Here is a 13,341-nt window from a genome sequence, read left to right as displayed (position 1 = left end):
GTGACATTGGGGACAAGTTCTTGCCCTGAGCAAAAGACAAGCACTTGTACCGATAAAAAAAACCGCGCACAGCGCGGCTTCCAGTGAGACTTTGTTCTTGTCCTCTGAGCGAAGAATCGTTTCTATACTCTCAGTAGAAGATATTATTTACAGCTAAATATTCCGAAGCAGTGAAGGATCAAGTTCCGCTCTCCCTAAGTAGCCGCTGCAGATAACGGGACGGTTAATGATTTCATACATTTTTTTAAGATCCGAAATGTACTCTTGGCTCCAAGTTTCAAAAGAATCGAATTCCGCCTTAGAAATTTGATGGTACTCCGGGGAGTCGGTTACCCCCGTAAGGACCTCATATGCATAAATATTATCGCCAAACTTTCCTACTGATTGGTATCTTCCTGTTTTCAGGCAGATATAATCGGTATATTTCACGGTCATCCCTCATCCTGTCATTGATTTCCTCAAGTCCATTAATTTAATCTTGTATAAATCTAACTCCGCAGCAACTCGTCCCGCGCTTCCGTCAGTGCGAACCCCAGCAGATTTCTGCCCCGCCATTTCATGGGATTCTCCGCATCCGGATTGGACTGGCCCATGCCGATCCCCCAAATACGGTCCCGCGGGCTAGCCTCGACGAGGATGCGGTTCTTCGTCGAGTTAAGATAATCGTTAAGCTTCGGATTCTGCGAAAATTTGGCCAAGCTGGCTCTTTTGACGATGCTGTAACATTCCTTATCCCAAATATCTTTGTCAAAGTTCTGGACCGCACGTCCAAAAGCCTTCATCTCCTTTGGATGCTTAGCTTTAAGGATGGACTCCAGCATTTCGTCATCGCCGAACAACCTTGCCTTCTCGGCCATCATAAACTGCTCGGCACATGAGTACTGCGTTCCCTCTACCGTGAACGGGCACATCCACCATTGGCTGAAGCAGCTTTTATCAACGCTCCCGTCCTTAGGCGGTGTATGTCCCCAAAAAAACACGAATTTAAACTTTTTTCCCTCGTTATATGCTTTTCTTAACTCATCGATATTGTAAATCATCGTTAACCCTCCAAATTTCTCCGATATAAGCGGGATGGTCTATGCCCCGCATTTTCGGTATAATGATCGGTCTCCACTACAAGATCGGCTACTTTACGCCGGAAGGCCGCCTTCAACAGCTCTTTATCCATAATTACCTCATAAACCTGCTGCAGTTCCGTCAAGGTAAAAAGCTTCGGCATCAAGTGCAGTGCAATATCGGTGTAATTCACTTTTCCCCGTAACCGATCAATAGCGCATGCTATGATCTTCGCATGGTCGAAGGCCAATCCGTCATTCGATACGATCTCATAATCCGTGCCAGTCGATGTAGTCTTCGCTGTCATAGTCCTCGCCACGACCGCCGAAAGTTCTTCTTCTTCACTACTTAGTTTGAGTTCGTACTCCAGTGTCTTGATGTATCCGTCCACAATCAGTTCTTTTTGCTCCCGCAGCGGCCGATAGGATACCTTGAACCAGGCGGCGTCTGCTGCATCATCTCCTGCCTTAAGCTCCAACTTGTCGCTATTGATCAGAGCCATATAGCTACAGCTTATTACCCAGGTTCGTGGGTCGCGCCCGATATCACTGAACGTATACAACTGCTCCAGATAAACGTCTTCTACGCCAGTTTCCTCGCATAGTTCCCTTACTGCTGCCTGCTCAGTCGTCTCATTCGGCCGGACAAAACCGCCAGGCAGCGCCCATTTGCCCAGGAAGGGGTGAGCCCCCCGGCGAATTAGTAGGACGCGTAGCTCTTTTTCCGGTAGTTTGCGATAACTGTCAGCCTCGTCTTCCGTCACAGTGAAGATAACCATATCCGTCGTCACTGAAGGACGCTCGTAATCGCCTGCCTTGTATTGCTTCAAAAATTCAGATTCCGTAAGTCCATCCTTATCCAACAAATCCAAGTGGGTATGCCTCCTTTATATTTGATTTAACCGTTCAGCTCTCCGAAATAGTTCCCGTAGGGCTCGAACTTTGCCAACACTTCATCTACCTTGCGTATACGTTCCTCCAGGCTCCCCCGCAGCGTAATATAGGGGATCCGCCGCTCCTTCAAATCCGCGATAATCTGTTTATGAAAGACATGCCGCTTCTGATCCCCGCTGCGGTCCCACGTATCGTCGTAAGGAATATCGTCAGCGCATAAGAAGAACAGATCATAACGTTGCGCGTTCTCCAGAGCGATCCGGGTTAACAGCTCGGGGGCCCGGCCGTGGTAATCTAGGGCGAACATATACGTCGTGATCGCATTGGTATCGACGAACAGAACCCGGTTCGCCGCAAGCATTGCCTGTTCTTCGCGCTCGATATGACCCACCGCGATTTCATCGAACGCTTCCAAGCCGATTCGGCGGTCCACCTGATGTTCGGTCCAATAATCGCGTCCGTATTCGCTTGCGAACGTTGTGCAATATCGCTGTGCCAGTGCTTCGGTGATCGTCGACTTACCCGTTGACATCGCTCCAACGAATACCAATTTCGTGATCAAATCCCGGTACACGATATCACTTACGAACTCCCTGTACTGATATGGATTGGAACGGACCATCGTCGCTGAGATCGGGACCCGCTCTCGGGCTTCATCCACCCGCCGGTCTATTGCACCCAAAGCGAGACTCATATGTTTGCCGTAGAATTCGCTCGAGTAAAAATGCGTTACTTGCTCTCCGTTCAGCAAACCGAGTATATACTGTTCTTCCCGAACCTCATGTTCCCTGTCATCCGAATATCCATCCGGACCATCCCAAGCTTCGATTACCCGGACTTCCGGATAGAGCCTGCGAATCCAATTTGCCCGGACATGAAGCGGGATCGGAGTGACTGTCGTTTCGTAAATGACTAGGATCAATTCATCGACCTCTTGTAGCGCCGTTTCAATCATGAACTGATGGCCTTTATGCAGCGGGGCAAACTTCCCCAGTGTTAGTCCAAGCGTGTTCATGCCGCCACCTCCTTCGCCCCTTTATTCCAAATATAGTACCCGTAAACTGCGTTGACCAGATACGCGCTCCACATCACGATCATCAGTAGGCCTTCCCCGCTGCCCTCCAGCATGCGAATCGCCCACAGCAGCACCGTAAAGAGATTTAGCACGATATAGACCAGCCATTGTTCCTTGAATCTTCTAACCATTAAGAAGGTCGCCACAACAGACAGCACCGTTGTAGTGGCATCAATGTAAGGCGAATTCTGTCCCGGAATGAACGAAAGCCCAAATCCGAGCAGCAAACAGCCGATTACACAGACCATCCCAACGAGGAGCAGTCTTCTAAGATCCATCTGCCGCATGGTCAGTCTACCGTCTTTTTGGCGATTATTTTTCCACATGTAGAAGCCAATGACATTCATTGGAACAAAGAATAGCAGATTCAGCATAACCTCTCCAAACAAACCGTTAATATAGGCCAAATAAGCATAACCGATGGTATTGTACATGCCGAAAACATAGCTCATCAGGTTGCCCTTCGCTGCAAGCACCACGCATAACACCCCAGTAATAAATACCGTGAATCCGAATAAAGAGTCCTTTGTAATCACTGTAAACCCGACAGCGATTGAGGTAAATAGCATCAACCACGTAATTTCGAACAGAGTCCAGTTAGCCGCCACCTTTTTCATCTTGCATCCCTCCGCTTTTTCCACTCATTCATAGAGCGAAAAAAAATAGTTGTACTTAGTATCATTTTGTTAATAACATATTGTTACTATCAAAAATAACAGAAAATTCTGCGAAGGGCAAGCAAATTCTTCCTATTTCCACAGACAGGTACTTATTTAAGGCTTCTCAACAGAACTAACTTTAAATTTGTAAAAATAAAAAGAAACCCCTATTAAAAGGGATTTCCTCTAATCTTGTTCAACTAACGTACCAATAGGTGGACTGTTTTTTAAGGTTTACTATTCCGTCTTTCTACTCAAATAAATAATCACCCTCTTTTTCTAAGAGAACAGGTAAATACTGAGTTACCATTTCAGTAAACACGAAATCATCCCCACAATTAAATTGTGCACTTCATTACATAAACCCGTCTTCGAGTTCACCAACATCAAATCCTAATACTTTTGTCGCTTCCAATTTAAATCTCTCTATCCAAGAACTCCAATCACTATTACTCATCTGTGCATAAAATGATAAACCACTTGGCTCCACTGAAGCCACAATAAAAACATCATCATCTTCCTGCCCGAACCAATAGGGAATTCCATTTTTATATATCGTCATCAACTTATAAGAGTCAGTAGCTCCGATAGAATAACTCTAAGCTCAAGTTCCGTCTGCTCTGACTTCACGGATTTTTCCAGCTTTGCACGGCTTCCGAATATCCGGTATAGAACCTGCTCCCGTTCATATATTTCTTTAGGCGACAGCTCTTGAAGCAGCGCTTCTGCAAGCTCGACCCGATCGATCACGAAGTTTTTGACAGATCTTGCTTCCTCATTTCCTGCTAGCAGAATGTCGACTAGAACTGGCATAAGCTCAGCCTCCACACCGTGCGTATCAATAAAGGTCTCCGCATAACCATCCTGTATCATTTGGTGCTCCGAATCTACCATCTCCATATAACGAGAGACGAGTGAGAAATATTCCTTGCTATATAATCCTAATCCGAGTACAGCATAGGTACCAGGCATGACCGACTTTTCACCCGGTTCCGTGTCCTTGTACCACGCATAGGGCTCCATAGCGATATCCGCATACGCAGCCAGCTTAGGAAAAAGAGACGGATATGCTAGTGCACCAGCAAAAAACTGATGAAGACCTGATTTAGCCATTTTTTTTAGAGGAAGATAGTTCTTTTGTTTGCTTTTCAGCTTCAGGTTATATTCCTTCGGGAATCCCTGCTGCAGCAATTGGGTAATGTGATCCAATGCTTCTCCATAAGCTGCTTCCTCCTCGTTCAAAATCCGGACTTCAATGCTCTGCGTTACATCATTATTATCAACTTCAACACGGGTCCCTTTATATACTGGAGTGAATTTCCCGCTTCCCCCCAGGATATACTCCGCTGCGTGTTTTGAACCAAGTTGGACAGCTAGTTTCAAATATTGTTCCCGGATGTCCGGTTTCGTTTTTCCAATTTGCAGAGCGGCATATACAAAAAAGGAAAGTTGATCTGTATTCGGATCCATAAGCGCCATATCCTCTTTAGGTATCCAATCCATTCTAAAGCTGCCTGTACGCACAAAATAGCGTGGAAGAAAAATATTTTGAATCCAATTATCCATAGCCAAAGTATACTGGCCAGTCCATTCGTCTAAGCGTCGCCTATTACTTCTGAGCTTGTCGGATAAATGCTCAATTAATGGGCCAACCGCATTTTCTTCTTGCTTCATAAGATCAGGGTTCATCAAGTGATGAGAAAAGAAAAACTGGTCATCAACACTCGGCAATACGGGAAGATCAGACATGATTTTGGATGTTATAAACTTCTGTAATGATTTGCGGAGTTCGTTCAGCTTCTCTTCGTTAACCAGATGCACGCAAAGTGTTAAGTCTTCGTCCTCCATTTCAAAGGAAAGTACGATCTGGAATCGGTAATCAAAAAAACGAGGACCTAACTTCTCTGATAAAAAAAGCTCCTCCACTCTCTTGCATAATGCCGGGTAAAGTTCAGATCTAATTAATTCATCCGTGAGTTCGACGATATAAGGACCTGCTTCGATTTCATAAGAGCTGTCCGTCCAATCGAACGGTTCTTCAACATCAATATGTATTTTTCCGTCACGCCAAGCTACCTGAAGATAATCCTTTATCCCTGCCTGGAGCGGACGATTTCCTATGAATTCATTTATTCTTATAGTCTCTTTGTTGTATATGGTTATCATCTCGCTCCACACATCGTCTAAAAACCTCTGTACTGCTGCGTTCATTCCCATTCCTCCTCATAGTTAGTGCTAATAGAACCTAGTACTCCTCATGCAGATTGAAGACGGAGCAGCAGTTGATCAACCAGATCTGTCTCTCGCAGCTGGTTGATCCAGCGCTGAGGGATATGCTCATACCCATATCGGATTCCGGCAAGACCACCTGTGATACAGGCTGTTGTATCCGTGTCGTTGCCTAAGGCAACTGCTCGTTTGACGGCATCTTCGTAGGAAGTGCAGGTTTGGAGGATCATACACGCACTGAACAAGGAATCCACAACATAACCAGATCCTTCGCCATAGAATACTTTATCTGGCTGAATGTTCTCTTCGAGCTCCCGTTCATGCTCAGGCATCTGCTGGTAGATCGTTCGAAGCTTGCTAAGAGCAGTTCGGTAGCACAGATTGAAGTCTTGCTCTTGCAACAGTTCACGTGCAATTAACACATAGAAGGCACAACATACCTGATTACAGATATGTGCATGAGTTACAAGGCATTGAGTATGTGCATCCTGAACGAGTTGTTTATCTGTTCCTTTGTGCCACAAGGCAAGTGGTAGCACGCGCATTAGCGCCCCATTCCCTTTCCCATCAGGAACTGTATTGCCACTCTCGTAAGGGGACATTCCTTGGTAATAAGTAGACAACGTACGACTGGTTTGTATTCCAACATCAAAAACTTGTTGGGCTACTGCCCATCTACCTTCATGATACCAGTCGACCAATTTGTCAGCAAAATCAGTTAGCTCCAGTGTACCTTTATCGATCAGACTCTCCAGCAGACATAGTGCCTGCGCACCATCATCCGACCAGGTGCCGGCTGGAACATCTCGGTAGGTGGGCTGAAAGCCCACAGGAGGAGTAAACTCAATCTGCTCCAGAGGTGGGAGCTGCTCCGCTGATCTGAATTCATAGGGGACACCAAGAGCATCTCCAATCAATAAGCCGTAAAGCCCACCCTTAATCTTATCCCACATGTTGTATTCTCCTTATCACTAGATATAATTTGGATCAAGCTGTCTACAAATATATAAGCCTACCCTATCAATATTTAAACTGTTTTGCATCATGTAAATAAAAATTGAAGAAATAAGCTTCCAATGAACAATACGATAGTAATCTAAGCCCTTTTTGAAATCAATAATATATAACTAAAGATGAGGCTGTTTTTAAAATCAACAACCTCATCTTTTTTTTGAATACTTCCCGAATAATTACGTGTCTCTACTTAAATAACCAATCAACTTTTTCTGCGTATTCGCAGTTTATTTTAGTCCCTATAATTAGCTAGGATGAAGTGCCCGGGCCATCGCATCCATATAGCCCTGAACAGCGCGCTGACTCACTTCTGTTTCTGGAGCGAAAATTTCGAAAAGGTGAAAACAACCGGGATACAGGTGGAATTCAACATCTACACCTGCTTGTGCAAGTCGTGCCACATACTCCATTGTCTCGTCTCGGAATAGATCGAGCTGACCTATACAAGTATAGGCTGGCGGCAAACCTGCCAAGTTCTCCTCTCTCGAGGGTACTGCATAAGTAGATTCTCCTCTGACATCGCTCTCCTCGCCCAGGTACATGTTCCAAGCTGCTATGTTGTCTGTTCGGTTCCAGATTGCGCCTGCTTCCGTAATCTCATGACTGGACGGTGTGATGTTTCGGTTGTCAAGCATCGGGTATAATGGCATTTGGAAAATAAGAGACGGTCCTCCTTTATCACGCGCCATCAGCGCGAGTGCTGCTGTCAGTCCGCCGCCACTGCTAGCACCGGCAATTGCAACCCGATCCACATCAATGCCTAGCAAGGCTGCCTCCTCCGTCATCCATACCAATCCAGCATAACAATCTTCGATCGCCGCCGGATAAGGGTGCTCGGGAGCAAGCCTATAATCAACCGATACGACTATACATTCAGCTGTCTGAACAAAACGTTCGCATAATTCGTCGTCCATATCCGGATGTCCTAACACGTATCCGCCCCCGTGAATTCATAGCATGGCAGGTAACAAGTCATTGGTTCGCCCGGCAGGCTCATAAATTTTCACCAGCATCTCGCCTCCATCCCTCGGGATTTTGCGCCTGGTTGTGTTTACATGCTCTGATCCTTCCACGGATGCAGCTGACACTAAGCTCCTGCTCCACTCTAAATTCTTCTCCAATTCAAACCCAGGAAATTGTGAATAAACCTCTCTTAATTCTGGTAGTATACGTGGTTCAACACTCATAATAATCCCTCCAAATAAAATAATGAATTCGTTCGTTTACGTCTTATTCATAGATAATCCTTATCCCATTTGAGATTCCCACTTGGCAATTTCCTCTCGTACTCGCGGCGCAACCTCTGTACCGAGCAGTTCTATAGCCCGCATAACCAACTCATGCGGCATCGTACTTAAGGGAACATACATCATGAATCGTGTAATCCCTACATGCTTACGCAGATGGATTATTTTTTGGGCGACTGTTTCCGGATCCCCTACATACAACGCACCATCAAAGCGTCGGGCAGCATCATAGCTGGAACGATCGTAGTACGCCCACCCCCGTTCTTTGCCGAGCTTATTCATACCGTACTGGGTAGACGGAAAAAAGAGTTCTGCCGCCTGTTCCGTATCTTCTGCAACAAATCCGATGGAATGTGAACCTACCTGAAGCCGCGATACATCATGTCCGGCATGAGCTGCCGCCTTTTTATACAGTTGTACAAGCGGTGCAAAATTGGTTGGGTTTCCACCGATAATCGCCAGGACTAATGGCAGGCCCAGAAGTCCTGCACGCACGGCAGACTCCTGGGTACCGCCACTACCAATCCATATGGGTAAAGAGTGCTGAACAGGGCGCGGGTATACACCCAGATTATTTATCGCTGATCGATGTCCTCCACTCCATGTAACTTTCTCAGATTCCCGTATTTTCAGAAGCAGCTCGATGTTTTCATTAAATAAATCCTCATAGTCATGCAAGTCATACCCAAAAAGCGGAAAGGATTCAACAAAGGAACCCCGGCCCGCTATAATCTCGGCACGTCCATTGGATAAGCCGTCAAGCGTGGCAAAATCCTGAAACACACGGACAGGATCAGCTGATGAAAGGACCGTCACAGCACTCGTCAATCGAATCCGCTTTGTTAGGGGGGCTGCAGCAGACAACACCACTGCTGGTGATGAAGCTGCATAATCTTCACGATGATGCTCACCTATGCCAAACACATCAAGTCCTACCTGATCCGCAAGGACGATTTCTTCGACGACTTCTCGTAATCGCTGTGCGTGACTCATCACAACTCCGGTCTCAGTATCAGGCTTTGTTTCTATGAACGAAGTAACACCTATTTCCATAGTTAATCTCTCCTTATATTTTCTCTTGCAATTCGCCCGAGATCATCGGTGCAACCCAATTTTTTAAGAAGAATGCTCAAGACAACGGATTAAAGCCGTCCAATCCAACTCACCATAACCATTGGCAATTCCTTCAGACAAGTGATGGTGGATAAGCTGACCTAAAGGTAGAGGAGTTTGAACGGACTTCGCTGCCTCAATAGCCAATGCAACATCTTTTAACCCAAGCTTCATTTTAAAACCGGCCGGTTCAAAGCGTTGTTCGCTCATGATCGCTCCATAGTTCTGATATATTGGAGATTGAAAAAGAGCATTCACGACATTCATAAATTGGGACGAATCAATACCGTGCTTTTCTACCATTAGCTGCACTTCCGACAAAGCTTCCAGCATTGAAGCAATTAGAAAGTTAACGCCAATTTTCACAACGTTCCCTTCTTCGCCGTGATCCCCAATCTCTACTATCTCTTGACCCAATGCTGTTAAAACAGGAAGTACCCGTTGTCTTGCTTGTTCCGGACCAGCTAAAATAATACGCAATTTAGCTTCTTTAGCGGCATCTGGGCGCCCCATCACCGTGGCAGACACAAAGTGTTGCTTTCGCTCCGCATGCGAGACGGATAATTTTCGAGCCAGATCTACGCTGATTGTACTGGCAGAGATGTGAATTCCATTTTCCGACAATCCATTCAGAACACCATCTGGTCCCTCGACGACCTCCTTCAAAGCAGCATCATCAGAAAGCATGGTAATTACAAGATTGCTTTCTTTCACTGCCTCTAGCGGTGTTTTGGCATATCGTGCTCCCTGTTTCATTAAGGGTTCAACTTTTTCAGGGGTCCGATTAAAGATGACTAATTCATAACCCGCTTTCAATAGATTTTGGGCCATTGGGAGCCCCATATTTCCAAGCCCAATAAACGATACTTTCATTAGACACCTCTCCTTATTTTGATGGGTTTCTCAATAACGGAATGATCGTTCCGAAATAATCAAAAAATATAGTCTAACATATACTCTTCAATTATCACTTTCATAATATGGGGAATATTATTCCGGAACGATCGTTCCGGAATAATTAAAAAAAATTAGATTCCTGCTATTACAAAGCTAATCATCTCTTTTGCACGTTCCGGATTCTGATCTGCTTTGGCCATAATATTAATGCTTTGATGTAAATTCAACAATAAATAAGACAACGCTTTGATATCAGTCGTTTTATCAATTTCTCCCCGTTGCTGGCCCTTTACTAAAAGGTCACAAAAAGCTTGCTCTAATTCCAAAAAACTAGTCTTTATCAACTCATTAATTTTTTCATCTGGCGACTCCAATGTTGTAGCTACATTCGTAACAAAACATCCGCCCGGCAGGCTGGTATCGTATGCTGAAGCAATATGATACTCAAAAAATTGAAGAATTCCATCTCTAACGCTTGATGCCTGTTCAAGAATAGCCTGCTTATTGAAATTCCCCTTTTTATAATGCTCAAGGGCATCTGTATACAAGGTTTGCTTGTCGGAAAACGTATCGTAAAGGCTGGATCGGCTAATGCCCATCACCTCTAGTAAATCCGGTATGCTAGCCGCTTCGTATCCTTTTTTCCAAAACAACAGCATAGCTTGATGCAGCGCTTGATCTTTGTTAAATTCTTTTGTCCTAGCGATAAGTAACACCTCCCGTCATTGAAATATAACATATCTGAACTGATCAGTCCAGATTTATAAAATAAACGGACACTCCTATTGGTGTCCGTTCTTAAGAGCAAATACTTATTTATTGAATTGCTCAAAAATATCTTTTATCCAAACATCAATGTTTGTTGCATATTATTCTAGTTTAATGATCAAATCAGCTAGTTCAGAGTTAGGCATCTCGTTTACGGTAAAATATAATAGCTGCTGTAATAAAGATCAGTGTCCATAGCAGGGAAATACCTGTCCCTTCCATTGGTGTAAGGACATTTATTTCATTAGAGGAAGGTGGCATATACATATAATATCCTGCTGTATCCGGAAAAAAATATTTAGTATTGTGTAGAAAATCTTTCGACAATGGACTGACAATGAAGTAATAGCCAAGCAGTACCACTAAAGCAGGAGTAGTTCGTCTTAATAATGCACCTATAGCTGCACTGAGAAGTGTGGTTAAAGTTAGATAGCCTGTTGCACCTGCTAATGATTTTATCATTTCGTCTATTTCAATCACTACTGCTGTGTCTTTCATCATGATAAAGGTATATAGCACACCTGATGCAGTAGTAAAAGACGCCGCAGGAATGGTTATAATGGCCAAGGCCAAATACTTCGTGGATAATTGGAACCCTCGCCAAGGTATCGTAGTTAAAGTAGTTCGAATCTGTCCCCCTGTATACTCTGAACAAGTAGCTAAGATGCCAAGAATAATGAACCCTGCTTGTAGATATCCCATAGAAGAAAGTCCTGTATTCAGTATATTTTGCGTTCCTGCTGCCTCTTGTAGATCAACAGAAGTAAAAGCTGCGGCTAAACCTAAATTAAGAATGAATGTAACCAAAAGAGTGAGCCCTATCAATGGTAATGTAACTAATTTATCCAGTTCAGCACCCAGGATTTGTGTTATCTTTCTACTAGATGAGACACTCATGCTGCAACGTCCCTCCTATGGAATACAATAGCTGCAACAATGAAAACAACGACTACCCAGGCAAACATGACTAAACCGCCTGTGAAGGGGGTGTGAAACCTCTCGAATAAACTGCCTGTGGACGTGTTGTCCGTAAACATAAACATTTCAGCGCCAGCCCTATCTGGTAAGTAAAACGCCAACTTTGTAACCCTATACAACAGGACACTAAATGATACAACGGATGAATTTATTATGAGCACAGCAAGCGGGAGGATGCCATTCTTAGTTAGAAAAGTAATTCCAAGTGCTAAAAGAGCAGTGAATGTCCAGTAACAAATGGCACCGATAAGTCTGGACCATTCAAATGCAGGGGCATATTCACCAAGAATAAGATGCGTTGCAGACACAGTTGTCATAATAGCAACAATACAAAGCAGTATGCTGATCAAAGTCACAGCACCTGCTTTTGCCAATAAAAAATGATGTCGGGATGAAACAACAGTTAAACTCGTTGTAATCTGTTGTCCTCCACCAGATTCACTACTCTCTGTCATATACTCACTGCTGACAGCAAGCACACCAAGAATAATAACGCCTTGAATACCAAGAGCTAACCCGATATAGCCAACTTCCGATAGCCGCGTGCTAACTCCAGCTATAATCTCTTCTTTTTGTGCTATGCTGTCCAAGGCAGAAATGAGTGCTGGGGCAAACGCTCCAATGAGAAAAGCAAGCCAAATACCCGGTAAGGAGAACAATTTAGATAGTTCCGCGTTAAATACTCTCATACAACATCACCTGTAATTTCAGATGTCAGGGCAAAAAAAGCTTCCTCCAGTGTGGAATGGTTACCTATTACTTCTTCCAATGTTCCATCTGCAACGATGGTTCCATGCTTAATAATCACCACATCATCAACCGTCTCTGCAAGCTCTCCCATTAGGTGACTGGATAACAACACCGTATTTCCAGACTCAGCACGTTCACGTAAAAATGTCCGAATCCACCGAATTCCTTCTGGGTCGAGCCCATTTACGGGTTCATCTAAAATCAATATTTTTGGATCACCGAGTAGCGCAGCTGCTATTCCAAGTCTCCTCCCCATACCAAGAGAATACTTCCCAACTCTTTTTCCGGCTGCATTAGTAAGACCTACTATTTCCAGAACTTCCTCGACACGTGAGTTAGACAATCCTGCGGCACGAGCAATCCAACGCAAGTGTGCCCGTCCTGTTCGCATACGATGAGCACCGAATCCATCAAGTGCGGCACCTACTGTTGATACAGGATTATGTAATTCTGCGTATGGCTTTCCATTGATTAGTGCACTCCCTGAGGTAGCACGATCTAATCCAAGCAGGATGCGAAGTGTAGAGCTTTTACCTGCTCCATTTGGACCTAGAAAACCAGTTACTCTGCTAGGTCTAGCTTTAAAACTGATACCTGATAAGATTTTCCCAGTTCCGCGATGTTTGACTAAGTTATTAATTGTAAGCAACCATAACACT

The 13,341-nt window shown here is 44.5% G+C and carries 14 protein-coding genes and 1 pseudogene; all 15 read right to left on the bottom strand.

Going from position 1 to position 13,341, the window contains the following annotated elements; genetic code table 11:
• Window positions 1-153: 153 nt before the first annotated feature.
• The 15 genes and pseudogenes from NST94_RS15480 to NST94_RS15410 all read right to left on the bottom strand — a co-directional run bounded on the left by NST94_RS15480 (window position 154) and on the right by NST94_RS15410 (window position 13,340).
• Window positions 154-429 carry a hypothetical protein gene (locus NST94_RS15480; protein ID WP_143763838.1) on the bottom strand — a complete coding sequence of 92 codons (276 nt, stop codon included), beginning with the start codon at window positions 427-429 and terminating at the stop codon, window positions 154-156.
• Between the two features lie 59 nt (window positions 430-488).
• A complete protein-coding gene (locus NST94_RS15475) occupies window positions 489-1,040 on the bottom strand; it encodes an NADAR family protein (protein ID WP_076126578.1) in 552 nt (183 codons plus the stop codon).
• A 2-nt stretch (window positions 1,041-1,042) separates the two neighbouring features.
• Complete coding sequence (locus NST94_RS15470; protein WP_076277376.1) at window positions 1,043-1,930, bottom strand: NUDIX domain-containing protein; 888 nt, start codon at window positions 1,928-1,930, stop codon at window positions 1,043-1,045.
• Between the two features lie 26 nt (window positions 1,931-1,956).
• Window positions 1,957-2,967 carry an AAA family ATPase gene (locus tag NST94_RS15465; protein ID WP_076184878.1) on the bottom strand — a complete coding sequence of 337 codons (1,011 nt, stop codon included), beginning with the start codon at window positions 2,965-2,967 and terminating at the stop codon, window positions 1,957-1,959.
• Window positions 2,964-3,644: a nicotinamide riboside transporter PnuC gene (gene pnuC, locus NST94_RS15460; RefSeq protein WP_076184879.1), complete on the bottom strand. Its 681-nt coding sequence runs from the start codon at window positions 3,642-3,644 to the stop codon at window positions 2,964-2,966. Before pnuC ends, NST94_RS15465 begins: the two co-directional genes overlap by 4 nt.
• Window positions 3,645-4,041: 397 nt before the next feature.
• On the bottom strand, window positions 4,042-4,248 hold the full coding sequence (locus NST94_RS15455) for a hypothetical protein (RefSeq protein ID WP_339281060.1): 207 nt from the start codon (window positions 4,246-4,248) through the stop codon (window positions 4,042-4,044).
• A complete protein-coding gene (locus NST94_RS15450; protein WP_339281059.1) occupies window positions 4,248-5,897 on the bottom strand; it encodes a DUF6138 family protein in 1,650 nt (549 codons plus the stop codon). Before NST94_RS15450 ends, NST94_RS15455 begins: the two co-directional genes overlap by 1 nt.
• A gap of 44 nt (window positions 5,898-5,941) precedes the next feature.
• Window positions 5,942-6,868 carry an ADP-ribosylglycohydrolase family protein gene (locus NST94_RS15445; RefSeq protein WP_339281058.1) on the bottom strand — a complete coding sequence of 309 codons (927 nt, stop codon included), beginning with the start codon at window positions 6,866-6,868 and terminating at the stop codon, window positions 5,942-5,944.
• A 306-nt stretch (window positions 6,869-7,174) separates the two neighbouring features.
• A pseudogene (locus NST94_RS15440) lies at window positions 7,175-8,116 on the bottom strand (alpha/beta hydrolase).
• Between the two features lie 60 nt (window positions 8,117-8,176).
• Entirely contained in the window at window positions 8,177-9,229 is a 1,053-nt protein-coding gene (locus NST94_RS15435; protein WP_248548658.1) for an LLM class flavin-dependent oxidoreductase, read from the bottom strand.
• 63 nt (window positions 9,230-9,292) lie between these two features.
• A complete protein-coding gene (locus NST94_RS15430) occupies window positions 9,293-10,162 on the bottom strand; it encodes an NAD(P)-dependent oxidoreductase (RefSeq protein ID WP_339187119.1) in 870 nt (289 codons plus the stop codon).
• A 155-nt stretch (window positions 10,163-10,317) separates the two neighbouring features.
• The gene (locus tag NST94_RS15425; RefSeq protein WP_339281057.1) at window positions 10,318-10,845 is read right to left on the bottom strand and encodes a TetR/AcrR family transcriptional regulator; all 528 of its coding nucleotides are present in this window, start codon (window positions 10,843-10,845) and stop codon (window positions 10,318-10,320) included.
• Between the two features lie 247 nt (window positions 10,846-11,092).
• Window positions 11,093-11,851: an ABC transporter permease gene (locus NST94_RS15420; protein WP_076184881.1), complete on the bottom strand. Its 759-nt coding sequence runs from the start codon at window positions 11,849-11,851 to the stop codon at window positions 11,093-11,095.
• Window positions 11,848-12,621: an ABC transporter permease gene (locus NST94_RS15415; RefSeq protein ID WP_248548655.1), complete on the bottom strand. Its 774-nt coding sequence runs from the start codon at window positions 12,619-12,621 to the stop codon at window positions 11,848-11,850. The genes NST94_RS15420 and NST94_RS15415 overlap by 4 nt, the downstream gene beginning before the upstream one ends.
• A complete protein-coding gene (locus NST94_RS15410; protein ID WP_339281056.1) occupies window positions 12,618-13,340 on the bottom strand; it encodes an ATP-binding cassette domain-containing protein in 723 nt (240 codons plus the stop codon). Before NST94_RS15410 ends, NST94_RS15415 begins: the two co-directional genes overlap by 4 nt.
• Window position 13,341: the final 1 nt, after the last annotated feature.

Source organism: Paenibacillus sp. FSL H8-0282 (assembly GCF_037963825.1).
Lineage (GTDB): Bacteria > Bacillota > Bacilli > Paenibacillales > Paenibacillaceae > Paenibacillus_AQ > Paenibacillus_AQ odorifer.
This window is presented reverse-complemented; position numbering and strand designations above follow the sequence as displayed.

Coding starts and splice junctions, on each gene's coding strand:
- NST94_RS15445 (WP_339281058.1), bottom strand. CDS start 6,868: ATGTGGGATAAGATTAAGGGTGGGCTTTACGGCTTATTGATTGGAGAT.
- NST94_RS15420 (WP_076184881.1), bottom strand. CDS start 11,851: ATGAGTGTCTCATCTAGTAGAAAGATAACACAAATCCTGGGTGCTGAA.
- NST94_RS15435 (WP_248548658.1), bottom strand. CDS start 9,229: ATGGAAATAGGTGTTACTTCGTTCATAGAAACAAAGCCTGATACTGAG.
- NST94_RS15415 (WP_248548655.1), bottom strand. CDS start 12,621: ATGAGAGTATTTAACGCGGAACTATCTAAATTGTTCTCCTTACCGGGT.
- pnuC (WP_076184879.1), bottom strand. CDS start 3,644: ATGAAAAAGGTGGCGGCTAACTGGACTCTGTTCGAAATTACGTGGTTG.
- NST94_RS15430 (WP_339187119.1), bottom strand. CDS start 10,162: ATGAAAGTATCGTTTATTGGGCTTGGAAATATGGGGCTCCCAATGGCC.
- NST94_RS15455 (WP_339281060.1), bottom strand. CDS start 4,248: ATGACGATATATAAAAATGGAATTCCCTATTGGTTCGGGCAGGAAGAT.
- NST94_RS15475 (WP_076126578.1), bottom strand. CDS start 1,040: ATGATTTACAATATCGATGAGTTAAGAAAAGCATATAACGAGGGAAAA.
- NST94_RS15465 (WP_076184878.1), bottom strand. CDS start 2,967: ATGAACACGCTTGGACTAACACTGGGGAAGTTTGCCCCGCTGCATAAA.
- NST94_RS15425 (WP_339281057.1), bottom strand. CDS start 10,845: ATGCTGTTGTTTTGGAAAAAAGGATACGAAGCGGCTAGCATACCGGAT.
- NST94_RS15450 (WP_339281059.1), bottom strand. CDS start 5,897: ATGAACGCAGCAGTACAGAGGTTTTTAGACGATGTGTGGAGCGAGATG.